This is a genomic window from Nocardioides dilutus (assembly GCF_054779555.1).
Genome location: NZ_BAAGYA010000002.1, coordinates 141,300 through 166,254 on the forward strand (window position 1 = coordinate 141,300; position 24,955 = coordinate 166,254).

Here is a 24,955-nt window from a genome sequence, read left to right on the forward strand (position 1 = left end):
AGGTGGACGACCCCGGCACCTTCACCTCGATCGACACCGTCGACGAGCTCGTCGACCTGCTCGGCACGCCGGGCGAGCGCGCCGCCAACAAGGGCCGCCCGGCGCTACTGGACGTCGACCGCGACTGGCTGGCCGCCTCGCCGTTCTGCGTGATGGCGACCTCCGACGCCGAGGGCGGCTGCGACGCCTCGCCCAAGGGCGACCCGCCCGGTCAGCTGGTGCACGTCATCGACGACCGCACCATCGCGATCGCGGAGCGCCCGGGCAACAAGCGGGCCGACGGCTACCGCAACATCCTCGCCAACCCGCACGTCGGCCTGACCTTCTTCATCCCGGGCCGCGGGGACACCCTGCGGATCAACGGCCGCGCCCGCCTGGTCAGCGACGCGCCGTTCTTCGACGACATGGTCGTCAAGGGACACCGGCCGCTCCTGGCCGTGGTCGTCGAGATCGACGACATCTTCTTCCACTGCGCCAAGGCGTTCCTGCGCTCGGGCCTCTGGAAGCCGGAGACCTGGGACCCCGAGGCCACCGTCCCCCGGCGCGCGGTCATCGCGAGCCAGGTCGAGCCGGCCGGCATGTCGATCGCCCAGCTCGACGACTACTACGACGAGAGCACCTACTCGCGGGGGCTCTACACACAATGACCTCCTACCCCTTCCTCAAGGGGCACGGCACCGAGAACGACTTCGTCCTGCTCCCCGACCATGACGGCACGCTCCACGGCGACCTGCCCACCGAGCGGGTGCGCGCGCTGTGCGACCGGCGGGCCGGCATCGGGGGCGACGGCGTGCTGCGGGTGATCCGCACCGCGGCGTACGACGCGCTGGGCTGCTCCGAGGGCTCGCGCGGGCAGCAGGCGGAGTGGTTCATGGACTACCGCAACTCCGACGGGTCGCTTTCGGAGATGTGCGGCAACGGCATTCGGCTATTCGCCCGGCACCTGGTCGACTCCGGGCTCGCCGACCCGTCGGCGCCGATCCCGGTCGGCACCCGCGACGGGGTCAAGATCCTCACCGTCGACGGCGACCTGATCACCGCCGACATGGGTGCCCCGAAGGTGCTCGGCGAGACCCTGGTCTCGGTCGGCCACCTCGAGCTCGGCGCCCGGCACGTCGACATGGGCAACCCGCACGCCGTGGCCTTCGTGACCTCCCTCGACGACGCCGGTCCTCTGCTCCTCGCGCCCGGACACGACCCGGCCGTCTACCCCGAGGGCGTCAACGTCGAGTTCGTCGTCCGCCGGGGTGCGCGCCACGTCGCGATGCGCGTGCACGAGCGCGGCTCCGGCGAGACCCGGTCCTGCGGCACCGGTGCCTGCGCCGTGATGGTCGCCGCGGCGGTGGCCGACGGGGTGCCCCGCGACTCCGACGTGACCTACCGGGTCGACGTACCCGGCGGCACGCTGTCGGTGACCTGGACCGCCGACGACCGGGTGCTGCTCACCGGCCCGGCGGTCGTCGTGGCGTCGGGCCAGACCGACCTGTAGGGCTGGCACGGCGCCCCACTACGCTCCCGATCCATGGACATCAACGGAGCCAGTGCGATCGTCACCGGGGGTGCGTCGGGCATCGGAGCGGCATGTGCCCGTCAGCTCGCCGCCAAGGGCGCGGTCGTGGTCGTCGCCGACCTGCAGGCCGACAAGGGCGAGGAGCTCGCCAAGGAGATCGGCGGCGTGTTCGCCCAGGTCGACGTCACCCAGACCGACCAGATCACCGCGGCCGTCAACGCCGCCGCCGACATCGCGCCGCTGCGCGCAGTCGTCAACTCGGCCGGCATCGGCTGGGCCCAGCGCACCATCGGCCGCGACGGCCAGATCGAGTCCGCCCACGACCTCGGCGCCTTCACCAAGGTGATCGCGATCAACCTGATCGGCACCTTCGACATGGTCCGTCAGGCCGCGACGGTGATGAGCCGCAACGAGCCGGACGCCGACGGCCAGCGCGGCGCGATCGTCAACCTGGCCAGCGTGGCGGCGTTCGACGGGCAGATCGGCCAGGCGTCCTACTCCGCGTCCAAGGGCGGCGTCGTCGGCATGACCCTGCCGGTGGCGCGCGACCTGTCCGCTTCGGGCATCCGGCTCAACACCGTCGCGCCCGGCCTGATCGACACCCCGATCTACGGCGAGGGCCCGGAGTCGGAGGCGTTCAAGGCCAAGCTCGGGGAGAGCGTGCTGTTCCCCAAGCGTCTCGGGGTGCCGGACGAGCTCGCCAGCATGGTGATCGAGTGCCTCACCAACTCCTACATGAACGCCGAGGTCATCCGGGTCGACGGCGGCATCCGGATGCCACCCAAGTAGACAGCCACAGGTGCGGCGACCGCCCCACAATTCACGCAGCTGGTGCGTGGTTCGTGGGGCGGTCTGTTGCCTGACAGCCGGGACCGCAGGGCCGTAGCTCACCTGTCCAGCCGCGCGACGTCAGTACCTCGCCGACGATGCCCGCCAGTCGACACGGCTCGAGAACCTGACCCCATCCCGCGCGGAGCGTGAGCTGGCCCGTTGTCGCGGCGTCCAGGTCCCGCGCGAGGTCTCCCCAACGGTCGAGTGTCTCCTCATGTCCGACCCGGCCGTCGAGCTCGACGCCGGTCCCGAGCTCGATGTAGTCGACGTCTCGGTAGGCCACCGCTTTGCCGGGCTTCACCCGGCGTTGACGGTTCCCGACCGGGAGACCATGAGGCCGCTCGACGTCGACGAGGTAGTGGTGCTCGAGCACCGAGTACGTGCCGGCGGCGACGTCTCGCAGGATCTCCGTGAGCAGGCGTCGGTGCCCGAGCGTCGGATGCATCTCCAACGTCGAGGCCAGCCGTGCTGGTGTGGTCACTCCTTGCTGCACAGCGTCGGCCAGCACTGCGAGAGCCGAATCCGGTCGGTCCCGGGAGGCAGCCTCGTAGACCAGGGCGTGGTCCACCCGTAGCCGCGGCGGTGATCTGTCCAGCCGGCACCGCTCCTCGAAGTTGCTGACGAACGTGACGTGGATGCCGCTGCGACGGCGGATGCTGCGTCGCCGGTCGACGCAGATGACGATGGGCGCAGACGCGGCGGCATCGTGTCCGCGGACCCCCTCGGCCTGCAGGGCGGACCTGCCGGCCAGTGCGGCGGGTGCGTAGGCCAGGACGGCCGCCCACGCTCGCTGCCGCCAGGTGGGCTCGCCCGTGTGCTCGACGTACACGCCGGCGAGGACCCTGCTCAACTCGCGTCGGCGCACCATCCGGTCGAGGTCGTTCTGCTTCGCGCCGAGTCCGAGCAGTTGAGCGCGCGTGATCACGCCATCCTGGCTCCGCAGCAGGCGGTGCATCTCCTTGAGGTCCATGCCGTGACTGTCGCGTCTCGGTTGCCATGCGGGACGTTGTCGTACGTGCGATGTGGATGGCAGCTCGTCGGCCGGGGCTGTGGATGGACGTGCCCCACGAATCACGCACCAGGTGCGTCATTCGTGGGGCAGGTGCCGGTCACTCGGCCAGGGACCGCCGCTCCTCCTCGGTGAACGCCGGCATCGCGGCGGCCGGGTTGGCCATCCGCTCCGCGCGCAGGCCGCCGATCTTGCCGGCGGCCATCGCCATCGCCTCCTTGGCCTTGCCGCGCGAGTAGGTGACCGAGTTGGCGGCCGCGATGCCGAGCCCGGCGCCGACCTCGACCGCGTCCTGGTCGGCGCCCATGTAGAGGAACTCCCAGCCGTAGTGGCCGGTCTGCTGCTCGACGAGCGCCTTGACCTGCGGCGCGTGCCACTCCTTGCTCGCGTTCTCCAGGCCGTCGGTCATGATCGCGACGATGACGGTTCCGGGACGCTGGTCCTCGGGCAGAGCGGCGAGCTTGTCGCCCGCGTCGGTGATGAGCCGGCCCATCGCGTCGTGAAGCGCGGTCATGTTGCGTGGCCTGAGGTCGAGGGGCGGTACGTCGGCCACCGGCCTGTCGACGTAGACGACTTCGTAGACGTCGTCGAACTGGGACAGGCTCGCCAGGCACTCGCCCGGGCCCTTGCGCTGCTCGTCGACGAAGGCGGCGAAGCCACCCTCGATGTCGGACTTGATGGACTGCATGGACCCGCTCCGGTCGAGGAGGAAGTAGAGGTGGGTCAGGTCGGAACGGGTCATCGCGATCTCCTTGCCTGGTGGCGGGTCCCGGTCCAGCAGGTCAGCTGGATCGGCGCGGTCTGAACCGCATGGGTGCTGCTGCGGGAGCCGGGGCCGGACGCGGCGTACCGGACTCGTGGTCGTACTTCGCCCGCTCCACTCCGGCGGCCGTCACCCGGCCCTCCTCGTTGGCGTAGGCGCCGAGGGTCTGGGTGCGGGCCAACCGGGGTGGCACGGCGTTCTCGGTGAGACCCGCCGCCGCTCCGGCCGAGCGCAGCGACGCCTTGCCCTGCAGCACCGCCTCGGCCATCGACTCGTCGATCAGCTGAGTGAGCCGGTCGGCGGCCTCCCGCAGGTGCGGGAGGGCCTCGTCGGGGTCGAGCCCGGCGGCGGCGTCGAGGGCCTGGTGGACCGCGTCCAGGTGCTTCGGGTCTGGCGTCATGAGCAGACGTTACCGCATAAACTGCGGCTACGCAAATAATGCGGGTACGCAGTTGATGCGCCCGCCGTGTCAGCCGGTCCAGTCGGTGAGGTCGATGACCAGGTCGGCCCGCTCGGCGGCCGCCTCGACGAGTACGGCGTTGGGCTGGTCGACCCGGGCGACCCACGCCCGGGCCTCGTCCGGGGACTTGCCGAAGCGAACGTGCCGGGCGACCAGCCGCTCGAGCCGCACGGTCTCCTCGAGACAGACGTGCCAGACGGCGTCCAACTGGGCGCGCACCGCGTGCCACCGCGGCTCGTCCAGCAGCAGGTAGTTGCCCTCGGTCACCACCAACACAGCCTCGGCCGGGATCGGGATGGCGCCGGCGACCGGCTGCTCGATCTCCCGGTCGAACGTGGGGGCCATGACGAGCTCCCCGCGGGCCCGGACCCTGGCAAGCATCGCGGCGTACCCCTCCGCGTCGAAGGTCTCCGGCGCGCCCTTGCGGTCGAGCAGCCCGCGCCGCCGGAGCTCCACGTCCGCGAGGTGGAAGCCGTCCATCGGGACGTTCACCGCGGCGTGCCCGCGGACCAGCGCCGCCGCCACGGTCGACTTGCCCGCGCCGGGGGCCCCGGTGATGCCGAGCATTCGTACTCCGGGTCGCAGAAGGGCGTCCAGCTCTCCGCCATCAGCGGAGAGCCGGACGCCCATGATCTGGCGATGTGCTGCCAGAGGTCAGCCCACGGTGGAGAAGGAGAAGCCCTGCTTCGCCGCGCCGGTGACGCCGGGTGTGGCGGGCGACGGTCGGGCGGCCGCCGGCAGCGCCGGCTGCGCGCACTCGACGGCGGCCGACTGCGTGGCCGCAGCGAGCGCTGCCTTCGCGGCCGCGAGCGCCTTCTTGGCCGCCCTCAGCTTCTTCTTCGCCTTCTTGACCTTCTTCTTCGCCTTGGCGATCGCCGTGTCGTCGCCGCTCTTGATGGCCTTCCTGAGCTGCTTCTTGGCCTTCTTGAGCTTCTTCTTCGCCTTCGCCACGACAGCTGTCGCCTGGGTGACCGCCGCGGTCGCGGACGTGACGGCGGTCTCGGCGTTGAGGCACTCGACCGCCTTGCCGTTGGCGAACAGGACCAGATGCATGTTCGGGAACCCGAGCGTGCTCACCGCGGTCGGCTGGGTGGCGCCGCAGTCGTCGGCACGGAGGTAGGTCGGAGCGGTCTCGCCGAGGTTGTTCGAGCCCGGGAACCAGAAGCCCGGCGTGCCACCGTCGACCTGGACCTCGAGGACCATCTGCTTGCCGGCAGGCACGGTCGCGTTGACGGGCACGGGGAGGATCGTTCCGTCGGCGACCGAGGCGAGGTTGACCGCGGTGTTCGAGATCGGCTCGAGGTTGGCCAGCGTGAACGCGTCGGCCGCGTCGATCGCCGAGATCTTGACGCTGCCCGGCTTGGTCCCGCCCTCCGACGCCTCGACGGCCAGGGTGACCTGCGAGACCACGAAACCCTGGGACGCGCCGTGGGCCCCGGCCAGGTCGAAGCGTCGGTAGAAGTGGTTCTCGGTCGGTATGCCGCCTCCGTTGCAGGTGACCGAGTTGCCGAACGGGGCCGTGTCCGACACGGTCTGGGTCACCTTGATGGGAGGTGCCGGCGCCATCGCGCTCGCGGCTGCGCCCGCGGCGGACGTCAGCCCGAGGGCGAGCGCCGGCCCCAGTGCGACAGCGCCGGCGATGGTCCCGGCCAGGCCCTTGAGGCCGATCCGACGAATCACGAGTGCTCCCTAATCGAATCCCAGGTCTTCTCGTCTTCTCGCCCAGGCGTGGCTCGCGACGCTAGCCCCCACCCGGCTGGGGAGTACATAGCCCAGATGGGCTGCTCAGGAATGGCGGTGCGCGTCTGGGGACGCGACCGTACGCTGGAGCCTGTATGACGAACGCACATGAGATCGGCCACGAGACCGACAGCACCATCGAGATCGACCCCGACTTCAACCTCGAGGCCGATCTCGAGGCGACCCAGGACTGGGACTCCGGACTCGACGAGGGGGGCGACCCCGAGGACGAGCCCACCGTCGGTGCGATGGAGCTCGCCGAGCGGCACGCCCTGCGCCGGGTCGCGGGGCTGTCCACCGAGCTCGAGGACATCAGCGAGGTCGAATACCGCCAGCTGCGGCTGGAGCGGGTCGTCCTGGTCGGCGTCTGGACCGAGGGCACGGTCGAGGACGCCGACAACTCGATGGCCGAGCTCGCCCTGCTCGCCGAGACCGCCGGCTCCCAGGTTCTCGAGGCGATCTACCAGCGGCGCCAGTCGCCGGACCCGGCGACCTACGTCGGCCGCGGCAAGGTCGAGGCGATCCGCGAGATCGTCGAGGCGACCGGCGCCGACACGGTCATCTGCGACGGCGAGCTGGCGCCGAGCCAGCTGAGGAACCTCGAGGACCGGCTCAAGGTCAAGGTCGTCGACCGCACCGCCCTGATCCTGGACATCTTCGCCCAGCACGCGAAGTCCAAGGAGGGGCAGGCGCAGGTCGAGCTCGCCCAGCTCAACTACATGAAGCAGCGGCTGCGCGGCTGGGGCGGCAACCTGTCCCGTCAGGTGGGTGGCCGGGTCGCCGGTGGCGCCGGGATCGGTGGCCGTGGCCCCGGTGAGACCAAGATCGAGACCGATCGCCGCCGCATCAACACCAAGATCGCCAAGCTCAACCGCGAGCTCAAGGAGATGAAGAAGACCCGCGTCTCCAAACGCTCCACGCGCAAGGCCCGCCAGATCCCCGCGGTCGCCATCGCGGGCTACACCAACGCCGGCAAGTCCTCGCTCCTCAACCGCCTCACCGACGCAGGCGTGCTCGTCGAGGACTCGCTGTTCGCGACCCTCGACCCCACGACGCGGCGTACGACGACCTCCGACGGCCGGGTCTTCACGCTGAGCGACACCGTCGGGTTCGTCCGGCACCTCCCCCACCAGATCGTCGAGGCGTTCCGCTCGACGCTGGAGGAGGTCGCCGACGCCGACCTGATCCTGCACGTCGTCGACGGCTCCCACCCCGACCCGGAGGGCCAGATCTCGGCGGTGCGCGAGGTGTTCGCCGAGGTCGACGCGAGCAAGGTCCCCGAGATCATCGTGATCAACAAGGCGGACGCCGCCGACCCGCACGTGCTCTCCCGGTTGCAGCGCGCCGAGCCGCACTCGATCGTGGTCAGCGCCCGCACCGGGCAAGGCATCGACGCGCTGCGCGAGCTGGTCGAGGGCGAGCTGCCGCGGCCCGACGTCGCCTTCACCGCGCTGCTGCCCTACGAGCGTGGCGACCTCATCAACAAGATCCACCAGCAGGGCGAGATCGACTCGATGGAGCACACCGCCGAGGGCACGGTCGTCGCCGGCCGCGCCAACGCCGACCTGGCCGGCGAGCTCGCGTCCTACTCGGTCTAGTCCCGGCGTAGTCCCGGAACCACCCGAACGTGCCATGGGGTCGGGCTGATCCGGTCCGCACACTTGCGCCGTGCGGATCCGGGTCGCGTTGCTGACCGGCGCCCTCGTGGTCGGCCTCTCCTACGTCGCCGCCACCCAGGCGCTCGGCTCCGGCCTGCCCAGGTGTGACCGGCACGCCGCTGACGCGACCGCCCGGGCGGGGCAGGTTAGCGGCACCGGCGAGCGGGTGGTCGTCATCGGCGACTCGTGGTCGGTCGGGCTCGGCCTGGCGAAACCGGCCGGGTCCTGGCCCTCGAGGCTCGACGGCCGGGTGCACGTCGCGGGCTTCTCAGGCTCCGGCTTCAGTGCCCTGGCATCGCCGTGTGGCCGGGTCTCCTTCGCCGACCGGGCAGGTGCGGTCGTGACGGGTGCCGACCTGGTCGTGGTCGAGGGTGGGCTCAACGACTGGGACCACTCCGACTGGGAGATCCGCGCCGGTTACGCCCGGCTGATGCGGGTGCTCCGCGCGGCCGACGTGCCCCGGGTGGTGGTCGTGGGCCCCGCGAGCGCACCCTCGCGGGCGGCCCGGGTCCCGCACGTCGACGCGCTGCTGGCGGACCTGTCGGAGGGCTACGGCGTGGACTACGTGTCCACCGTCGGCCTCGACCTGGACTACCTCGACGACCGGCTGCACCTCACCGCCTCCGGCCACGCCGCCTTCGGCGACTACGTCGAGAGGCGGCTCGCCGGGCTGCGCCACCCCTCGTAGGGCGGTCGTAGGCTGGCTGGGTGGCCAAGCCGACACGATGGGTGACCGACACCAAGCCGGGGCACTCGGAGTGGTACGTCGAGCGGTTCCGCCGGATGGCCGCCGCGGGCGACGACCTGGCCGGCGAGGCCCGGATGGTCGACGCGATGCTGCCGCCGGCGGCGCGCGTCCTCGACGCGGGGTGCGGCACCGGCAGGGTCGGCTCCGCGCTGCACGCGCGTGGCCACACGGTCGTCGGGGTCGACGCGGACCCGGTGCTGATCGAGGCCGCGCAGGCAGACCACCCCGGTCCGCGCTGGCTGGTCGCCGACATCACCGAGCTCGACCTGGCCGCGGCCGGGGAGGCCGACCCCTTCGACGGGGCCGTGCTCGCCGGCAACGTGATGGTGTTCCTGGCGCCCGGCACCGAGGCCGACGCGCTGCGCCGGGTGGCCGCACACGTCCGCGCCGACGGCTTCGTCGTGACCGGCTTCCACATCCACCGCGAGCTGTCGCTCGACACCTTCGACCGCGCGGTCGCCGGGGCCGGGCTGCGTCTCGAGCACCGCTTCGCCACCTGGGACCTGCGGGCGTGGCACGGTGAGGCGGACTTCGCGGTCAGCGTGCTGCGCACTCCCTCGGCCTGAGCCGCCCCTCGGTCACCGGGATGCAAGGATGCGCGCGTGCCTCCTTCGTTGGCGGGTCGGGCCGAGAGCCCGATGCAGGCGCGGCTGCTCGCGCACCTGCGCGACCAGGGCCCGCTCTCCAAGGCCCAGCTGGCGGACCTGCTCCAGGTGTCCCGCACGACGCTGGGCGCGGAGATCGACCGGCTCGGTGAGCTCGGCCTGGCGGTCGAGGCCGGCCCGGCGGCCTCCCGCGGCGGTCGGCGCTCCACACTGATCGACCTCTCCCCGGACATCCGCTTCGCCGGGATCTCGATCGGCGCCACCGGTCTCTCCGTCGGCGTTACCGACGGCCGGCTGACCACGCTCGCCGTGCAGCACCGCGACTGCGACATCCGGCAGGGACCAGAGGTGGTGCTCGCCCTCGCCCTCGAGGTCGTCCGCGAGGTGATGGCGCAGGCGGGGGTGGACCGGCTCAGCGGGGCCGGTGTCGGGGTGCCGGGGCCGGTGGACTTCCATCGGGGCGTCTCGGTGTCCCCGCCGATCATGCCCGGCTGGGACGGCTACCCGGTGCGTGACGCCGTCTCGCGCGACCTGGGCTGCCCGGTCGTCCTGGACAACGACGTCAACGTCCTGGCGGTCGGCGAGCAGCACGCGGGTGTCGCGCGGGCCGCACTCGACTTCCTGTTCGTCAAGATCGGCACCGGCATCGGCTGCGGGATCGTCGTGGACGGCGAGCTCTACCGCGGCGTGGACGGGTGCGCGGGGGACATCGGGCACATCCGGGTCGACGACTTCGGACCCACCTGCGCGTGCGGCAACACCGGGTGCCTGGAGGCCTTCGCCGGGGGCGCCGCGCTGGCCCGCGACGCCACTGCCGCAGCCCGCTCCGGTCGGTCCCAGGTCCTCGCCGCCCTGCTCGCCGACAAGGAGGAGCTCACCGGCGAGGACGTCGGGGTAGCCGTGCGGCAGGGCGACCCGGTGGCGGTCCAGCTGATGCGAGACAGCGGGCGGCGGGTCGGTCAGGTGCTGGCCAGCCTGGTGTCGTTCTTCAACCCCGGGATGATCGTCATCGGCGGCGGCGTCACCGCCCTCGGCCACGCGCTGCTCGCCGAGATCCGGGGCGTCACCTACCGGCGCTCCCTGCCGCTCGCCACCGGCAACCTGCCGATCGTCCTGAGCGAGCTCGGCGACGAGGGGGGCGTGATCGGTGCCGCCCGAATGGTCAGCAGCGCCATCTACTCCTCCGACCCCAACCGCTCGGCCTGACCGAAGGCCGCTGGTGGGGCGTCAGTCGTGTGCCCGAAATATCCGACAACTTCGGTCAGATTCGACGAAAGTTGCCGATGCCGGGATCGAATGTTGGCCCGAAAGTCTTGCGTCGGCACCAATTCCCGGCCTAGTTTGTGCAGCGCCCTGACAAATGGGTGACGGCGCTCACATCGCAAAGGGGATGCCCGGGTGCGCAGGATCGACGCGGGAGTGCAGCCGCCGACCGCCGACCAGCTGATGGTGCGCCGCACCAACCTGGGCCGGGTGCTTCGCCGGCTGCGCGACCACGGTCCGCGCAGTCGCGCCACCCTCGCCGCCGAGCTGGGGCTCACCCGCACGGCGGTCTCCACCCTGGTCGCCGACCTGGCCGACCGCGGCCTGGTCCGCACCGGCAACCGCGAGCGGGGCGCGGTGGGCCGTCCGGGCACGACGGTCGAGCTCGACGGCCATGGGGTCGGCGGCATCGGCGCCGAGGTCAACGTCAACCACGTCTCGACCCTGGCCCTCGACCTGGGGGGCGGGGTCGTCAGCGAGCACAAGCTGGGCCTCGACGCCCACGCGCTCTCCGCCGAGCAGGTTGTTGACCGTCTCGCCGAGCTGGTCCGGCAGACGCTGGCCGACCTCACCCGCCGCGGCATCGCCCCCGCCGGTCTGACGGTCGGAGTGGCGGGCCTCGTCGACCGCGACCGTGACGTGCTCACCCACGGCCCTAACCTGGGCTGGCGCGACGTACCGGTGGGCGACCTGCTGCGCGAACGGCTCGGGATGGACTACCCGATCGCTGTCGAGAACGAGAGCAACCTGGCGGCCATCGCGGAGGCGACCCCTGGAGACCCGGGGCGGCAGGACATCCTGGTGATCTTCGGCGAGGTCGGGGTCGGTGGCGGCATCGTCGCCGACGGCCGGTTGCTCCGCGGGCGGCAGGGCTATGCCGGGGAGTTCGGCCACATGATCGTCGAGCCGCAGGGCCGCCGCTGCGGCTGCGGCCGGGTGGGCTGCTGGGAGACGGTCAGTGGCCTCCGCGCGGTCCTCGACCTGGCCGCCGACCCCGACGACCCGGTGCGTGACCCCGCGCTGGGCATCGACGACCGGCTCGCCGAGCTCAACCGGCGTGCCGCCCTGGGCGACACGCGCACCCTGGCCGCCCTCGAGCAGGTCGGCGGCTGGGTCGGCGTCGGCGCGGCGATGCTGGCCAATGCGCTCAACCCGGCCGCGATCGTCCTCAGCGGGTACTTCGCGGCGGTCGGCGAGCACATGCGTCCAGCGATCGAGGCACGCCTGCAGGCCGGGGTGCTCGCGCCCGACGCGGGCGGCACCCGGGTCGAGCTGTCGAGGCTGGGGTTCACCGCGGCCGTGCGCGGTGGCGCCCAGCTCGCCCTCGAGACCGTCTTCGCCGATCCGACCCGGGTCGAGCGCATCACCGCCATCGAAGGAGCCGGCCGATGAACGACGCGCTTCTGCAGATGACCGGGATCGGCAAAGAGTTCCCGGGCGTGCGGGCCCTCAGCGGCGTCGACCTCGACGTGCGCGCCGGCGAGGTGCACTGCCTGCTGGGCCAGAACGGCGCCGGCAAGTCCACGCTCATCAAGGTGCTGGCCGCCGTCCACCAGCCCGACGAGGGCACGATCGTCTGGGACGGGCAGCCCATCTCCTTCGGCAGCCCGCAGGCCGCCCTCAGGTCCGGCATCGCCACCATCTACCAGGAGCTCGACCTGGTCCCCGAGCTCTCGGTGGCCGAGAACATCTTCCTCGGCCACGAGCTGTCGACCGCCGGCTTCTCCCAGCGCCACCGAGCCAACAGCCGGGCCCGCGAGCTGCTGGTGCGGCTCGGGCACGCCGAGATCTCGCCGACCCGCACGGTCGGCTCGCTCTCGCCCGCCATGCAGCAGATCGTCAGCCTGGCCCGCGCGCTCTCCCGGGACACCCGGCTGCTGGTCCTCGACGAGCCGTCCGCGGTGCTCGACCAGGAGGAGGTCCACAACCTGTTCCGAGTGATCCGGGCCCTCACCGCCGAGGGCGTCGCGGTCGTCTACATCTCCCACCGGCTGGAAGAGATCCGCCAGATCGGCGACCGGATCACCGTCCTCAAGGACGGCCGCACCGTCGCGACCGGACTGGCCGTGGCCGACACCCCCACCCAGGACCTGATCAAGCTGATGACCGGCCGCGCGATCGAGTACGCCTTCCCGCCGCGCACGACCGCGGCTGTCGACGGACCGGTGGTGCTCGAGGTGCAGGACCTCGCGCTCGCCGGGGTGTTCAGCGGCGTCGACCTCACCGTCCGGGCCGGCGAGATCGTCGGACTGGCGGGCCTGGTGGGCGCCGGCCGCTCGGAGATCCTCGAGACCTTGTACGGCGCGCGGCGGGCCACCAGGGGCACGGTGACCGTCGACGGCAAGCGCCTGCGCCGCGGCTCGGTCTCGGAGTCCGTGCGCGCCGGTGTCGGACTGGCGCCCGAGGAGCGGAAGAGCCAGGGCCTGCTGCTCCACGAGTCGGTCTACAGCAACATCACCATCTCCTCGCTGGGTGCCTTCTCCCGCATCGGCTTCCTCAACCGATCCGCTGAGAAGAGCCGAGCGGCCGAGCTCACAGCGTCGCTCGACGTCCGCCCTGCGGGCGTGACCCGCGCGGCCAGGACGCTCTCGGGCGGCAACCAGCAGAAGGTCGTGCTGGCCCGGTGGCTGCTCCGTGAGTGCCGGGTGCTGCTGCTCGATGAGCCCACCCGCGGCGTCGACGTCGGCGCGCGCACCGAGATCTACCAGCTGATCCGCCGCCTCGCCGACTCCGGCGTGGCCGTGGTCGTCGTCTCCAGCGAGATCGAGGAGGTGCTCGGTCTCGCCGACCGGGTCCTGGTGGTCCGCGAGGGACAGGTCGTCCACGAGTCGGCCGCCACCGAGCTCGACGAGTCCAGGGTCCTGGACCTCGTCATGGAAGGAAGGGGAGCCGCATGACCGACTCCACCAAGTCCGCCGGAACGGGCGCCAACCCCGAAACCAACGGAGGGACCAACGGAGGTACCAACGCGGACACCGCACGGGTCGAGGCCGCCGCCCAGGAGACGGTCCGCGAGGCGAACCCGGTCGTCGCGCTGCTGCGCAGCAGCGCCGGCCTCAACGCCGGCCTGATCGTGGCGCTCGTCATCCTCTGCGTCGTGGGCGCCGCCACCACAGGCGACCGGTTCACCTCGACCGACAACGCGCTGACCATCCTGCGGCTGGCGGCCACCATCGGTGTGGTCAGCATCGGGATGACCTTCGTGATCATCGGCGGAGGCTTCGACCTCTCTGTCGGCGCGATCCTCGCCCTGGCGTCGGTGTGGTGCACGACGCTCGCCACGCAGCAGCTGGCCCAGGACACGCACTGGCTGGTGATGGTGGGCGTCGCCCTCGCGGTCGGTGCCGGCTGTGGCCTGGTCAACGGGCTGCTGATCGCCTACGGCGGCGTGGTGCCCTTCATCGCCACTCTCGCGATGCTGGCCAGCGCCCGCGGCCTGGCCGAGATCATCTCCAACAAGAAGACCCAGATCGTGGAGGTCCCCGAGGTCCGGGAGTTCTTCAACCGGGAGATCCTCGGGATCCAGGTCATGATCTACCTCTTCGCGCTGATCGCGATCCTCGGCTGGGTGCTGCTCAACCGGACGACGTTCGGCCGTCGGACCATCGCGGTCGGCGGCAACCCGGAGGCGGCCCGCCTGGCCGGCATCAACGTCAAGCGGCACACGGCGTCGCTCTACGTCCTGCTCGGGCTCTGCTGTGGCGTCGCGGCGCTGATGCTCGTGGCCCGGACCAACACCGGCAGCTCGACCCACGGCACCTTCTATGAGCTCGAGGCCATCGCCGCCGTCGTCATCGGCGGGACGCTGCTGTCGGGCGGCCGGGGCACCATCGTCGGCACCGTCTTCGGCGTGCTGATCTTCTCCACGCTCACCAACGTCTTCACCCTCAACAACCGCCCGTTCTCCGAGCAGTCGCTGCTCAAGGGCGCCATCATCGTCGCCGCCGTGCTCCTCCAGCAGCGGTTGGCGTCTCGGAACAACACCACCTGACGCCTCCGGCGTACCCATCACCCAGCAGCACCTCGGCACCATCCCTCTACACAGGAGCACAACGATGAAGTCCATCCGCAGCAGGTTCGGCGTCACCCTCGTCGCCGGCATCTCCGTGCTCGCGCTCGCCGCCTGCACCAGCAACGAGCCCGACGACGACAAGGACGACCTGGGCGGCGGCACGTCGCAGGCGGAGTCCGGGTCCAACGACGAGGCCGGGGACACCGTCGTCATCGGTTTCTCCGCTCCCGCCGCCGACCACGGCTGGATGGGCTCGATCACCGAGTCCGCCCGCAACGTCGCCGAGCAGTACGACGACATCGACCTCCGCGTGGCGGAGGGCACCAACGACGTCAACCTCCAGATCAGCCAGGTCGAGACCTTCATCAACGACGGCGTGGACGCGATCGTGCTGCTGCCCTTCGACGGCGCGGCCATGACCCCGGTCGCACTGCAGGCGATGGAGGCCGGGATCCCGGTCATCAACGTCGACCGCGAGTTCGACGACCCCAACGCCGCCCGCGTCACCGTCCTCGGTGACAACTACGGCATGGGTGTCTCCGCCGGGGCCTACATCTGCTCCGAGCTGGGCGACAACCCCGACGCCATCGTGGCCGAGATCGCCGGCATCGACTCGCTGCCGCTGACCCAGGACCGCAGCCAGGGCTTCGAGGACGCGCTCTCCGAGTGCGGTCTCGACGTGGACAACCGGGTCGCCGCCGACTTCACCGTCGAGGGCGGCGAGGAGGCCGCGGCCAACCTGCTCCAGGCGGCGCCGAAGATCGACGCGGTCTGGAACCACGACGACGACCAGGGCGTGGGCGTCCTGGCCGCCATCGAGAACGCCGGCCGCGACGAGTTCTTCATGGTCGGCGGCGCCGGCTCGAAGAACGCGATGGAGGCCATCAAGTCCGGTGACAGCGTCCTCAAGGCGACGGTCATCTATCCCTCGACCCAGGCCGCGGACGGCATCAAGCTGGCCCGCCTTCTGGTCCAGGGGAAGTCGATGAGCGACCTGGTCGAGGTCGAGGTGCCGCGCACGGTGCAGCTCTACGCACCGGTCGTGACCGCAGACAACGTCGACCAGTTCATCGACCTCGCGTTCGAGTCCTGACCTGGCCCGGCGCGAGCCGGACCGCCAACCCCCGATGGGCCGGGCACCCTCCTCCGGTCCCGGCCCATCGGTCCTCGAGACCCCTCGCACTCGAACGGAGCACCCGCAATGACCAGCACCCGTCCCACCTTGGCGGTGGGCATGGTGGGCCACGCCTTCATGGGCGCTGCCCACTCCCAGGCCTGGCGCAGCGCCCCGCGCTTCTTCGACCTCCCCCTCACCCCGACGATGCAGGTCGTCTGCGGGCGTGATCCTGGGCGGGTCGCCGAGGCGGCCGACCGGCTGGGATGGGCGGAGACCGAGACCGACTGGCGCCGGCTCGTCGACCGGGCGGACGTCGACCTGGTCGACATCTGTACGCCCGGCGACACCCACGCCGAGATCGCGATCGCGGCGCTCGCCGCCGGCAAGCACGTGCTGTGCGAGAAGCCGCTGGCCAACACCGTGGCCGAGGCCGAGGAGATGGTCGCGGCGGCGGAGCGGGCGGCGGCCGACGGCGTGCGCGCCATGGTCGGCTTCACCTACCGGAGGGTCCCGGCGATCGCGTTGGCCCGCCGGCTGGTCGCCGACGGCCGGATCGGGGAGATCCGCCACGTGCGGGCGCAGTATCTGCAGGACTGGATCGCCGACCCCGAGGCCCCGCTCTCGTGGCGCCTCGACAAGTCCAAGGCCGGCTCGGGGGCTTTGGGCGACATCGGGGCCCACATCATCGACCTGACCCAGCACATCACCGGTGAACGCATCACCGAGGTGTCCGGCCAACTGGAGACCTTCGTCAAGGAGCGGCCGGTCGCCGCGGGCGAGACGGCCGGCACCCTCGGCGGGGGCGGGGCGAGCACCGAGCGAGGCCCGGTGACGGTCGACGACGCCGCGGTGTTCATCGCCCGGCTCAGCGGTGGTGGCCTCGGTGTCTACGAGGCCACCCGCTTCGCCACCGGTCGCAAGAACGCGATCCGGATCGAGGTCAACGGCTCGCAGGGCAGCCTGGCGTTCGACTTCGAGGACATGAACGTCCTGGAGCTCTACGACGCCTCCGAGCCCGCTGAAACTGCGGGCTTCCGGCGGATCCTGGTCACCGAGCCCACCCACCCCTACACGGCCGCGTGGTGGCCGCCGGGCCACGGGCTCGGCTACGAGCACGGCTTCACCCACCAGGTGGTCGACCTGGTGCGGGCGATCGCAGAGGGCACCGACCCGAGCCCGTCCTTCGCAGACGGGCTGCAGGTGCAGCGGGTGCTGGCCGCGGTCGAGACGAGCTCGGACACCCGCAGCTGGCAGGAGATCACGTCATGACCGACCACCGTTTCGCGGAAGGACAACTCTGATGCCTCGACCGATCACCCTGTTCACCGGCCAGTGGGCCGACCTGCCCTTGGAGGAGGTGGCCCGGCTCGCCTCCGGGTGGGGCTACGACGGCCTCGAGATCGCCTGCTGGGGTGACCACCTCGACCCCTGGCAGGGCGCCGAGGACGACGCCTACATCCAGGGCAAGCTCGACCTACTGGAGAAGCACAACCTCCAGCTCTTCGCGATCTCCAACCACCTCAAGGGCCAGGCGGTCTGCGACGACCCCATCGACGCCCGGCACCAGGGCATCCTGTCCGCCCAGGTGTGGGGCGACGGCGACCCCGAGGGCGTGCGGCAGCGCGCCGCCGAGGAGATGAAGTTGACCGCGCGCACGGCCGAGCGGCTCGGGGTCAAGACGGTGATCGGGTTCACCGGCTCCTCGATCTGGAAGTACGTCGCGATGTTCCCGCCGGCCTCCGAGGAGATGGTGGCCGCCGGCTACCGCGACTTCGCCGACCGCTGGAACCCGATCCTCGACGTCTTCGACGAGTGCGGGGTCCGGTTCGCCCACGAGGTGCACCCCTCCGAGATCGCCTACGACTACTGGACCACCGTCGCGACGATGGAGGCGATCGGGCACCGCGAGGCGTTCGGGCTCAACTGGGACCCCAGTCACTTCGTCTGGCAGGACCTCGACCCCGTCGGGTTCCTGTGGGACTTCAAGGACCGGATCTACCACGTGGACTGCAAGGACGCGAAGCGTCAGGTCGGCAACGGCCGCAACGGCCGGCTCGGCTCGCACCTGCCGTGGGCCGACCCCCGGCGCGGTTGGGACTTCGTGTCCACCGGCCACGGCGACGTGCCCTGGGAGCAGTGCTTCCGGATGCTCAACACGATCGGCTACGACGGCCCGATCTCGGTCGAGTGGGAGGACGCCGGCATGGACCGGCTCGTCGGCGCACCCGAGGCACTTGAGTTCGTCCGGCGGCTGGCCTTCGACGCACCGGAGGCGGCGTTCGACGCGGCGTTCGCGACGAAGGACTAGTCAGGCGGCTCTAGCGGTCGAGGAGCCGCAGCGCCGCCCGGGGGCACACCCGCACCGCCTCGCGGGCGTCGTCGAGCAGGTCCTCGGTCACCGGCCCGTGGACGAGCGGGTAGCCCCACTCGTCCAGCGTGACGAGGTCGGGAAGCACCTCGTGGCACAGGCCGCGGGCCACGCAGGACGGCCAGTCGACCCGCAGCTGGCGGCTCACGACGCCCACTCCCCGGCCTGCACGAGGTGCAGCCGACGGACCTCCGCGCAGCTGCCGACCGCGTGCCGCGCCACCTCGTCGGAGAACGTCGCGAGCATCGACCTGACCAGGCGCACCGTGCCGTCCGGATGGGCGCAGGCGCCGCGGCGTTCGACCAGCCGGGTCAGCTCGTGGACCCGCGCCGTTCCGCCGCTGCCCTCGACCACCGCGCGCACCGCGCCGGCCAGGGCGGGCAGCCCGTTGAGGCACGGTCCGCACCGCCCGGCGCTCTGGCCGGCCAGATAGGCCACCACGTCGCCGGTGAAGCGCACCGGGCACGTCCCGGGCGGGCTGCTGAGCACCACGCCGGCGCCCAGCGGGGTGCCCAGGTGTCGCAGCCCGGCGACGGACACGGTGGCGCTGGAGAGCGTCTCCCAGGTCGCCCACGAGCCGTGGAACCCACCGATGAGCGCCGGCCGCTGCCGCATCCAGTCGGGCAGGTGGTCGCGCAGCCGGGCGCCGTACTCGACCTCCACGACGACCGGCTCGCGGCCCGGGGCACCGAGAGTCAGCAGCGCCGCTCCGGGCTCGTCGCGGGTGCCGAGCGCCGAGTAGGCCGGCACGCCACGCAGCACCAGGAGCCCGACCCGCGCCCAGGTCTCGGCGTTGGAGAGCAGCGTCGGGCGCCGGCGATGACCGGACACCGCCTCGGGCTGCCACGCGGTCACCGGCAGGTTGGGGCGACCGCTCATCAGCTGGAGGACCGCCTGGGCCTGCCCGGCGACGAACCGCTTGTCCGCGACGTGCACGACGAAGTCCTCGCTCCGCTCGGCGATCGCCGCGCGGACGGCCATGACGACAGCGGGCCGCTCGCCGGGCAGCACGAGGTGCACCTCGCGGGCCCGCAGAGCCCTGGCGGTCGCGAGGGCGCCGTCGAGCACGAGGTGTGGCCGCGCGGTCGCCAGGGCGTGGTCCTTGGCGCTGGCCGGCTCGCCCTCGCTGAGGTTGACCACGACCACCGGACGGCGACCCTGGGCCGCCGCCGCCAGCTTGGTCGCGAACGGGAACGCCGCGCCGCCCCGGCCGCGCACGGCGGCCTGCTCGACCGCGCTGGTGAGCTCGGCCAGGCTGAGGGACGGCAGCGCGCCGTAGCGGGACCGGTGCGCGGCCAGCCCCGCACCGTCGGCCAGCCCGGCGAGCAGCGCGGGTCCCTCCCGGACGTTGACGACGACGGGCACCGGGACCGGCGAGGCGGTCATCGGGCTCCTCCCAGCGAACGGGGGGCGAGCACCACGTGCCAGGTCCGCCACAGGGCCGCGGCCAGCACCGCACCCACGCACCCGGCGGTGACCAACCAGGCCCACCGCACGTCCTGGCGGAGGTCGGTGCCGATGCCGATGCCGTGGACGACGGAGACCACCCACGCGGCGTAGGACAGGAGGTGCACCAGCCGCCAGCTGCGGTGCGCCAACCGGGCGCGCACCAGGCTGGTGAGGGTCACGATCACGGTGAGATCGAGGGCGACGACCCCGAGCTCGAACCACAGGGGCTCGTACGTCGCTCCCCAGGGGACCAGGGCCTGCCACCAGCGGATGTCGACGTAGGAGTCGACGACCGCGGTGGTCACGTGACCGGCCAGGAGGACCAGCGACAGCACGGCGATGTTGCGGTGCAGCGACTGGGTGACGAAGACCGGCAGGCCCCGGCCCGGCCGGCCGCGGGTGGACAGGATGCCCAGGACCGTGGTGAGCGTGAACGCGACGAGCAGCACCATGCCGCTGCTGCGGTTGAGATACCAGAGGAGCGGGCCGTCGGTCATGCGCCCACCGTCCTCAGGTCGCGGACGACCGCGTCCGACTCCGGCCAGCTGCCGACCCGGTGCACCGCACCGTCCGCGGCCACCAGACGGGCGCTCACTCCGGCCTGGACGAGCCAGCGCAGCGCCTGGTCACCCAGCACCACCGACGCGGTGCTGGCGGCGTTGGCGGCCACGCACGACGGGCCGGTGGCCGTGACGGTTGTCCACACCTCGGGCGCGGGGAGCCCGGTGCGCGGGTCGACCAGGTGGTGCCGGACCCGGCCGCGGTGGGTCCAGCGACGCACCTGGGTGCTCGAGGTCGCCAGGCCGCCGCCGCTCAGCCAGACCCGGGCGCTCGGCGGCTGGTCGACGTGCGGGGTCACGTCGACCGGCCAGTCCTGGTCCCCGGCCACGGCGACGTCGCCGCCGACGCTCACGGCCGCGGAGCCGCTCAGCTGCTCGTCCATCCCGGCCGCGATCAGGTCCGCGGCCCACGCCTTGCCGGTCGAGCCCAGGTCCAAGGCCGTGCCCTCGGGAATGCGTACGGCGTCCTCGCGGAGCCCTATCTCGCGCCAGGAGTCGACGCCCGGCCCGCGGGGCAACAGGGTGGTCACGACGGCCCGTGCCGAGTCGGCGGCTGCTGTGCTTGCCCCGGGCTCCTCGGCGGGCGTCAGCAGGCCGAGGTCCCGGTCGTAGCCGAGGCTGACCAGGTTGCGGCCGAGCAGCGGGTGCACGATGCCGTCGGTCCACCGCGCCACCCCGCAGGCGGTCGAGACCGCGGCCACGAGCAGCGGGTCGACGCGGACCCACCGCCCCGGCTCCCGGTTGACCCGGGACAGGTCGGAGTCGGCGCGGAAGCGGCTGCAGGTCTCGTCCACGTCGACGAGCACCTCGTGGGCGATCCGGGTGGCCTCGGTCAGATCGCCCGGGTCCTGCGTGGCCACGACGACGTAGGTGCCGATGGCCTCGAAGCGGGAGGTGCTCACCTCAGGACCCCGAGCTCGGCACGGGCGGCGGGGGCGGGGGAGGAGGTGGGGGCGGGGTGGACGTCCCTGCGCCGCCACCGCCGCCCCCGCCTCCGCCCCCTCCGGACGAGCCCGAGCCGCCGCCGGAGGATCCGGAGCCTCCTCCGGAGGAGCCTGACGACGAGACACCGCCGCCGGACCCCGAACCGGACCCTGGGTAGGAGGGCGCGGCCTGGACGTAGCGGACCGTCGTGCGGGTCACCTGGGGCCGCTGCTTGACGACCACCCGGCGAGGCTCGGCAGCGGCGAGCGCGGCGGCGTACTCCTGCTGCTGACGGGCGTAGTCGGAGGCCGCCTTCTCCTCGGCCGCCTGAGCCGCGAGGTCGGCAGCCGCCTGCTCCTCGGCGGCGTCGGCTGCCTCTTGGCCGGCGATCCAGCCGGTCGCCGTCATGGCGCCCGCCGTGAGCACGCCGGTCACCGCGGAGACCGTCAGTCGGAACTGGTTGCGTCGCCTCGTCGTGTAGACCATGCCGTCACCGTGGTCGCGACGGCGGCAAGGTGGCCTCAACCGACCGTTAAGTCCGCGTCAACCTGACCGAGCCACGACTGGTGGCGGCCGGACCGGTCGAGACTTGAGGTGGTCTTGACGTTGCCACGAGGCGCCCATAGGGCGCCCGGCGTCACGATCGCGGCATGAAACTCGCCAACATGATCGCCGCCGGTGCCGCCCTGGCCGCCGGGCTCGTCGGTGGGACCGCGACCTATCTCGTCGCCGCCCAGCCCGATGCGTCGTCCGCGCCCGCCCCCGAGACCATCGAGGTCAGCGCCGACTCGCCCGACCCGACCGTCGCCCCGAGCAAGCCGATCGTCAAGCTCGCCCGCTGCAAGCCGCCCGCGGTGCGGGAGGGCAAGAAGTGCGTCACCGAGGTCGTGGAGACAGTGGTCCTCCCGGCGCCGACCAGTGTCTCCACCGGGACCTCCAGCCACGCCCAGAGCGGGGAGGACGACGACCACTGGTCCGGGTCCGGGGGTCAGGACGATGACGACGGAGCCGACCACGACGACCACGGCGACGACCACGGGGACGACCACGGGGACGACCACGGCGACGACCAGGACGACGATGACGACCACGACGAGGGCGACGACCACGGCGACGAGGACGAGGGCGACGACGACTGACCCCGCGGTGACCGGGTCAGGAGCCTGGCCGCAAGGGCAGGCGCACCTCGACCCGGGTCCCCGTCGGGCCCGAGGCATACGTGCTGCTGCCGCCGACCGACCGGGCGGTGCGCTGCACGATGTCGAGCCCGAGCCCGGTGCTGCCGGAGCGGCGCACGCCGGGATCCAGCCCCTTGCCGGTGTCGGTCACCGCGAGGACGGCCTCGTCGCCGGCCTCCCCGCGAACAACGTCGAGGGTCACTGCGAACGCCGTGGACTCATGGGTGTGCGAGAAGACGTTGTCGACCAGGACGTCGACCACGTCGGCGAGGTCGTCGGTGCTCAGAGGGACCGGCACCGGGCGGTCGGGGGTGCGCACGGTGAGGCGTCGTCCCTGGTCCTCGGCGAGGACCGCCCAGAAGGCCACCCGGTCGCGGATGGTCGTGGCCGCGTCGCAGGTCGCCGCGAGGTCGGTGCGGACCGGGCGTCGCGCCTCCTTGACGATCGCGTCCACGGTGCGCTGGAGAGCGGCGACGTGCTCCGCGAGCCGGGCGGCGACCTCGGGCTGTTCGACGTTCTCGGCGTCGAGGCGCAACGCGGTGACCGGAGTCCGCAGCCGGTGGGACAGGTCGGCGACGACGGCCCGTTCGGCGGCCAGCAGCTCGGTCGTCCGCTCGGCCAGACCGTTGAGCGCGCGGGCGAGCTCCTGGGTCTCCTCCGTCCCGCGGACCTCGGCCCGGGCGTCCAGATCGCCCTCCCGCAGCGCGTGCGCGACACCGGCCACTTCCCGCAACGGCTCGCTGATCCGTCGGCCCAGCCGGGCAGCGATGAGCCAGGCGCCGAGCATCAGGATGACGCCCAGCGTGAGGATGCCGGCCCAGGCCCGGCCGACTCCGGCGGTGAGCTGCTCGCTGCTCACCCGGCTGCGCACCACGGCGGTGCCGTCCCGCATCACCACCGGCAGGAGCACCCGGCCACCCTCGCCGTCGACCACCGTGAACGCCTGGCCGTCCATGGCGCGAGCGACCTCCGGGTCGGTCGCGAGCGAGGCCTCCCCGCCGATCACCTCGCCCTCGCTGGTCACCACCACGGTCTCGGGTGCCGAGTGCTCGTCGAGGTCGGCCACCAGCGTGCGCAGCTCGTCGTCCAGGTTCAGCCCGGCGACCAGGATCGCGACGTTGCGCGCCTCCTGGTCGGCCATCGCCATCGCCCGGTCTTCCGCGAGGGTGCGCACCAGCAGACAGAGGGGGATGACGAATGACGCCACGACCGCCGAGGTCGTCGCCAGCACGAGGAACGAGATCCGGCGCCTCACGGCCGGCTCTCGTGCAGAGGGTCGACCAGGCGCACGCCCACCCCGCGCACCGTGAGCAGGTAGCGCGGCTCGGCGGCGGTCTCGCCGAGCTTGCGGCGCAGCCACGACAGGTGCACGTCGACGGTGCGGTCGGCGCCGCCGTAGGCCTGCTGCCACACCTCGGCGAGCAGCTCGCGCTTGGACACCACCTGGCCCTGCCGGTGGGCGAGGGCCAGCAGCAGGTCGAACTCCTTGCGGGCCAGGTCGAGCCGGCGCCCCGCCAGGGTGGCGACCCGGCTCGCCTCGTCGATGACCAGCTCGCCGACGCGCAACGGCGCCGCCTCCGCCGCAGGGGCGGCGCGGCGCAGCACCGCCCTGATCCTGGCCTCGACATGGTCGATTCCGAACGGCTTGACCACGTAGTCGTCGGCGCCGCTGTCGAGTGCCTGGACCATGGTCGGGTCGTCGTCCTGGGCAGTGATCACGATGATCGGCACCGGGCTGGCGGCGCGGATCATGAGGACCAAGGTGAGGCCCGAGACGTCCGGGAGCCCGAGGTCGAGCAGCACGACGTCGGGACGGTCGGCCAGCACCTGCTCGAGCCCGGCCAGGCCCACCCCGGCGGACAGCACCGCGTGGCCTCGTTCCTCGAGGCCGCGGATGAGCGCGGTGCGGATCGCGGCGTCGTCCTCGATGAGCAGGACGCGCGCCATGCTGGGACGCTAGACCTTCGCCCCAGCGCCCAACCAGCAAGGAGAACCTAATGAACGGCGGTCGGCGGTTCTACCTCGCTGTCGTGGGCTGGCTGGCCATCGTGGCGGTCGGCTCCACGCTGGTGTGGACCATCGTGGCGCAGGCGGGACGGGACGTGGGGGAGCCGGAGAGGGAGACGCTGGCCGCGTCGGCGGTCGCCGACCCCAGCGGGTCCGCAGCGTCGTCGCCGTCGCCGTCGTCGTCGTCGTCGCCGTCATCCTCGTCGCCGTCGCCGTTGCCCTCGGACGGCGCCACGGAGAGCGGCACACCGGCGCCCACCGACACACCTGCCCCGACGCCCACCGAGACCGACACCGGAAGCGGGACCCCCACCGAGACCACCGCCCCGCCGCCGGCCGAGACCCATCGGAAGACCTGGCAGGGCGCCGCCGGCCGGGTGGTCGCGTCCTGTACCGGCACGAAGATCTCGCTGGTTGCCGCCCAACCCCACAACGGCTGGCGGGTCGAGGTCGACGACCGCGGCCCCCACGAGCTGTCGGTGAAGTTCGAGCTCACCGAGGAGGAGGACGACCGGGTCGCCGCCCGCTCGGCCACCGGGGAGGTGTTCGACGAGGTAGAGGTGCACGCCCAGTGCGCCGGGGGCGTGCCGGCCTTCGAGGTGGACTGATCCCGGCTCCCAGGGGTACACCACTCCCCAGCCCTGGTTGAGGGCGAACCCGGTGGTGACCACCACCCCCAGCACGCCTCCGACCAGGCCACCCCGGCGTACATCGCCCTGTCCGTGGAGCCCGAGATCCCCGTCGGTGGAGAGA

General features: G+C 72.2%; 27 protein-coding genes. 15 read left to right on the top strand and 12 right to left on the bottom strand.

What is annotated here, in order from left to right; all coding sequences use genetic code 11:
- Positions 1-2 precede the first annotated feature (2 nt).
- Genes ACYVC6_RS10195 through ACYVC6_RS10205 form a run of 3 tightly spaced genes read left to right on the top strand, consistent with a single transcriptional unit; the run spans position 3 to position 2,299 of the window.
- Positions 3-647: a pyridoxamine 5'-phosphate oxidase family protein gene (locus tag ACYVC6_RS10195; protein ID WP_460713618.1), complete on the top strand. Its 645-nt coding sequence runs from the start codon at positions 3-5 to the stop codon at positions 645-647.
- Positions 644-1,489 carry a diaminopimelate epimerase gene (gene dapF / locus ACYVC6_RS10200; protein WP_460713620.1) on the top strand — a complete coding sequence of 282 codons (846 nt, stop codon included), beginning with the start codon at positions 644-646 and terminating at the stop codon, positions 1,487-1,489. Before ACYVC6_RS10195 ends, dapF begins: the two co-directional genes overlap by 4 nt.
- 33 nt (positions 1,490-1,522) lie before the next feature.
- Positions 1,523-2,299, top strand: a complete 777-nt coding sequence (locus ACYVC6_RS10205) for an SDR family NAD(P)-dependent oxidoreductase (protein ID WP_460713622.1) — start codon at positions 1,523-1,525, stop codon at positions 2,297-2,299.
- Between the two features lie 31 nt (positions 2,300-2,330).
- On the opposite strand, the gene ACYVC6_RS10210 is transcribed toward ACYVC6_RS10205, so the two are convergent.
- The 5 genes from ACYVC6_RS10210 to ACYVC6_RS10230 form a co-directional block, all read right to left on the bottom strand.
- Complete coding sequence (locus tag ACYVC6_RS10210) at positions 2,331-3,311, bottom strand: hypothetical protein (RefSeq protein WP_460713624.1); 981 nt, start codon at positions 3,309-3,311, stop codon at positions 2,331-2,333.
- A gap of 139 nt (positions 3,312-3,450) precedes the next feature.
- Entirely contained in the window at positions 3,451-4,092 is a 642-nt protein-coding gene (locus ACYVC6_RS10215; RefSeq protein WP_460713626.1) for a VWA domain-containing protein, read from the bottom strand.
- Between the two features lie 40 nt (positions 4,093-4,132).
- Entirely contained in the window at positions 4,133-4,513 is a 381-nt protein-coding gene (locus ACYVC6_RS10220) for a hypothetical protein (RefSeq protein ID WP_460713628.1), read from the bottom strand.
- A gap of 69 nt (positions 4,514-4,582) precedes the next feature.
- Positions 4,583-5,203, bottom strand: a complete 621-nt coding sequence (locus ACYVC6_RS10225; RefSeq protein ID WP_460713630.1) for a nucleoside/nucleotide kinase family protein — start codon at positions 5,201-5,203, stop codon at positions 4,583-4,585.
- A 24-nt stretch (positions 5,204-5,227) separates the two neighbouring features.
- Positions 5,228-6,253 carry a hypothetical protein gene (locus ACYVC6_RS10230; RefSeq protein WP_460713632.1) on the bottom strand — a complete coding sequence of 342 codons (1,026 nt, stop codon included), beginning with the start codon at positions 6,251-6,253 and terminating at the stop codon, positions 5,228-5,230.
- Positions 6,254-6,408: 155 nt separating this feature from the next.
- Between ACYVC6_RS10230 and hflX the strand changes: the two genes are divergently transcribed.
- The 10 genes from hflX (at position 6,409) to ACYVC6_RS10280 (ending at position 18,024) form a co-directional block, all read left to right on the top strand.
- Positions 6,409-7,911, top strand: coding sequence for a GTPase HflX (hflX, locus tag ACYVC6_RS10235; RefSeq protein ID WP_460713634.1), 1,503 nt, complete (start codon positions 6,409-6,411; stop codon positions 7,909-7,911).
- A gap of 70 nt (positions 7,912-7,981) precedes the next feature.
- Positions 7,982-8,659: an SGNH/GDSL hydrolase family protein gene (locus tag ACYVC6_RS10240; RefSeq protein WP_460713636.1), complete on the top strand. Its 678-nt coding sequence runs from the start codon at positions 7,982-7,984 to the stop codon at positions 8,657-8,659.
- 20 nt (positions 8,660-8,679) lie between these two features.
- Positions 8,680-9,285, top strand: coding sequence for a class I SAM-dependent methyltransferase (locus ACYVC6_RS10245; protein ID WP_460713638.1), 606 nt, complete (start codon positions 8,680-8,682; stop codon positions 9,283-9,285).
- A gap of 36 nt (positions 9,286-9,321) precedes the next feature.
- Entirely contained in the window at positions 9,322-10,530 is a 1,209-nt protein-coding gene (locus ACYVC6_RS10250) for an ROK family transcriptional regulator (protein ID WP_460713640.1), read from the top strand.
- A 192-nt stretch (positions 10,531-10,722) separates the two neighbouring features.
- The gene (locus tag ACYVC6_RS10255; RefSeq protein ID WP_460713642.1) at positions 10,723-11,979 is read left to right on the top strand and encodes an ROK family protein; all 1,257 of its coding nucleotides are present in this window, start codon (positions 10,723-10,725) and stop codon (positions 11,977-11,979) included.
- Complete coding sequence (locus ACYVC6_RS10260) at positions 11,976-13,484, top strand: sugar ABC transporter ATP-binding protein (protein WP_460713644.1); 1,509 nt, start codon at positions 11,976-11,978, stop codon at positions 13,482-13,484. The genes ACYVC6_RS10255 and ACYVC6_RS10260 overlap by 4 nt, the downstream gene beginning before the upstream one ends.
- Complete coding sequence (locus ACYVC6_RS10265) at positions 13,481-14,578, top strand: ABC transporter permease (protein ID WP_460713646.1); 1,098 nt, start codon at positions 13,481-13,483, stop codon at positions 14,576-14,578. The genes ACYVC6_RS10260 and ACYVC6_RS10265 overlap by 4 nt, the downstream gene beginning before the upstream one ends.
- 64 nt (positions 14,579-14,642) lie before the next feature.
- On the top strand, positions 14,643-15,692 hold the full coding sequence (locus ACYVC6_RS10270; RefSeq protein WP_460713648.1) for a substrate-binding domain-containing protein: 1,050 nt from the start codon (positions 14,643-14,645) through the stop codon (positions 15,690-15,692).
- A gap of 108 nt (positions 15,693-15,800) precedes the next feature.
- Positions 15,801-16,985 (top strand): Gfo/Idh/MocA family protein, encoded by a 1,185-nt coding sequence (locus ACYVC6_RS10275; RefSeq protein WP_460713650.1) that lies wholly within the window; start codon positions 15,801-15,803, stop codon positions 16,983-16,985.
- Between the two features lie 31 nt (positions 16,986-17,016).
- Positions 17,017-18,024, top strand: coding sequence for a sugar phosphate isomerase/epimerase family protein (locus ACYVC6_RS10280; RefSeq protein WP_460713652.1), 1,008 nt, complete (start codon positions 17,017-17,019; stop codon positions 18,022-18,024).
- Positions 18,025-18,034: 10 nt separating this feature from the next.
- Here the strand turns inward: ACYVC6_RS10280 and ACYVC6_RS10285 are convergent, their stop codons facing one another.
- Genes ACYVC6_RS10285 through ACYVC6_RS10305 form a run of 5 tightly spaced genes read right to left on the bottom strand, consistent with a single transcriptional unit; the run spans position 18,035 to position 21,503 of the window.
- Positions 18,035-18,232, bottom strand: a complete 198-nt coding sequence (locus tag ACYVC6_RS10285; RefSeq protein WP_460713654.1) for a ferredoxin — start codon at positions 18,230-18,232, stop codon at positions 18,035-18,037.
- A complete protein-coding gene (locus ACYVC6_RS10290; protein WP_460713656.1) occupies positions 18,229-19,470 on the bottom strand; it encodes an NADH-ubiquinone oxidoreductase-F iron-sulfur binding region domain-containing protein in 1,242 nt (413 codons plus the stop codon). Before ACYVC6_RS10290 ends, ACYVC6_RS10285 begins: the two co-directional genes overlap by 4 nt.
- The gene (locus ACYVC6_RS10295; RefSeq protein WP_460713658.1) at positions 19,467-20,030 is read right to left on the bottom strand and encodes a ferric reductase-like transmembrane domain-containing protein; all 564 of its coding nucleotides are present in this window, start codon (positions 20,028-20,030) and stop codon (positions 19,467-19,469) included. The genes ACYVC6_RS10290 and ACYVC6_RS10295 overlap by 4 nt, the downstream gene beginning before the upstream one ends.
- Complete coding sequence (locus ACYVC6_RS10300; protein ID WP_460713660.1) at positions 20,027-20,995, bottom strand: FAD:protein FMN transferase; 969 nt, start codon at positions 20,993-20,995, stop codon at positions 20,027-20,029. Before ACYVC6_RS10300 ends, ACYVC6_RS10295 begins: the two co-directional genes overlap by 4 nt.
- A 1-nt stretch (position 20,996) precedes the next feature.
- Complete coding sequence (locus ACYVC6_RS10305; protein ID WP_460713662.1) at positions 20,997-21,503, bottom strand: hypothetical protein; 507 nt, start codon at positions 21,501-21,503, stop codon at positions 20,997-20,999.
- 164 nt (positions 21,504-21,667) lie between these two features.
- On the opposite strand from ACYVC6_RS10305, the gene ACYVC6_RS10310 reads away from it, so the two are divergent.
- A complete protein-coding gene (locus ACYVC6_RS10310) occupies positions 21,668-22,156 on the top strand; it encodes a hypothetical protein (protein ID WP_460713664.1) in 489 nt (162 codons plus the stop codon).
- A gap of 16 nt (positions 22,157-22,172) precedes the next feature.
- Here ACYVC6_RS10310 and ACYVC6_RS10315 read toward each other — a convergent pair whose 3' ends face one another.
- Together ACYVC6_RS10315 and ACYVC6_RS10320 are read right to left on the bottom strand one after the other, a co-directional pair.
- Positions 22,173-23,450 (bottom strand): sensor histidine kinase, encoded by a 1,278-nt coding sequence (locus tag ACYVC6_RS10315; protein ID WP_460713666.1) that lies wholly within the window; start codon positions 23,448-23,450, stop codon positions 22,173-22,175.
- Positions 23,447-24,142 (bottom strand): response regulator transcription factor, encoded by a 696-nt coding sequence (locus ACYVC6_RS10320; protein WP_460713668.1) that lies wholly within the window; start codon positions 24,140-24,142, stop codon positions 23,447-23,449. Before ACYVC6_RS10320 ends, ACYVC6_RS10315 begins: the two co-directional genes overlap by 4 nt.
- Positions 24,143-24,192: 50 nt before the next feature.
- On the opposite strand from ACYVC6_RS10320, the gene ACYVC6_RS10325 reads away from it, so the two are divergent.
- On the top strand, positions 24,193-24,810 hold the full coding sequence (locus ACYVC6_RS10325) for a hypothetical protein (RefSeq protein ID WP_460713670.1): 618 nt from the start codon (positions 24,193-24,195) through the stop codon (positions 24,808-24,810).
- Positions 24,811-24,955 lie beyond the last annotated feature (145 nt).

Coding starts and splice junctions, on each gene's coding strand:
- dapF (WP_460713620.1), top strand. CDS start 644: ATGACCTCCTACCCCTTCCTCAAGGGGCACGGCACCGAGAACGACTTC.
- ACYVC6_RS10205 (WP_460713622.1), top strand. CDS start 1,523: ATGGACATCAACGGAGCCAGTGCGATCGTCACCGGGGGTGCGTCGGGC.
- ACYVC6_RS10210 (WP_460713624.1), bottom strand. CDS start 3,311: ATGGACCTCAAGGAGATGCACCGCCTGCTGCGGAGCCAGGATGGCGTG.
- ACYVC6_RS10215 (WP_460713626.1), bottom strand. CDS start 4,092: ATGACCCGTTCCGACCTGACCCACCTCTACTTCCTCCTCGACCGGAGC.
- ACYVC6_RS10220 (WP_460713628.1), bottom strand. CDS start 4,513: ATGACGCCAGACCCGAAGCACCTGGACGCGGTCCACCAGGCCCTCGAC.
- ACYVC6_RS10225 (WP_460713630.1), bottom strand. CDS start 5,203: ATGGGCGTCCGGCTCTCCGCTGATGGCGGAGAGCTGGACGCCCTTCTG.
- hflX (WP_460713634.1), top strand. CDS start 6,409: ATGACGAACGCACATGAGATCGGCCACGAGACCGACAGCACCATCGAG.
- ACYVC6_RS10260 (WP_460713644.1), top strand. CDS start 11,976: ATGAACGACGCGCTTCTGCAGATGACCGGGATCGGCAAAGAGTTCCCG.
- ACYVC6_RS10265 (WP_460713646.1), top strand. CDS start 13,481: ATGACCGACTCCACCAAGTCCGCCGGAACGGGCGCCAACCCCGAAACC.
- ACYVC6_RS10270 (WP_460713648.1), top strand. CDS start 14,643: ATGAAGTCCATCCGCAGCAGGTTCGGCGTCACCCTCGTCGCCGGCATC.
- ACYVC6_RS10275 (WP_460713650.1), top strand. CDS start 15,801: ATGACCAGCACCCGTCCCACCTTGGCGGTGGGCATGGTGGGCCACGCC.
- ACYVC6_RS10280 (WP_460713652.1), top strand. CDS start 17,017: ATGCCTCGACCGATCACCCTGTTCACCGGCCAGTGGGCCGACCTGCCC.
- ACYVC6_RS10290 (WP_460713656.1), bottom strand. CDS start 19,470: ATGACCGCCTCGCCGGTCCCGGTGCCCGTCGTCGTCAACGTCCGGGAG.
- ACYVC6_RS10295 (WP_460713658.1), bottom strand. CDS start 20,030: ATGACCGACGGCCCGCTCCTCTGGTATCTCAACCGCAGCAGCGGCATG.
- ACYVC6_RS10305 (WP_460713662.1), bottom strand. CDS start 21,503: ATGGTCTACACGACGAGGCGACGCAACCAGTTCCGACTGACGGTCTCC.
- ACYVC6_RS10310 (WP_460713664.1), top strand. CDS start 21,668: ATGAAACTCGCCAACATGATCGCCGCCGGTGCCGCCCTGGCCGCCGGG.
- ACYVC6_RS10320 (WP_460713668.1), bottom strand. CDS start 24,142: ATGGCGCGCGTCCTGCTCATCGAGGACGACGCCGCGATCCGCACCGCG.
- ACYVC6_RS10325 (WP_460713670.1), top strand. CDS start 24,193: ATGAACGGCGGTCGGCGGTTCTACCTCGCTGTCGTGGGCTGGCTGGCC.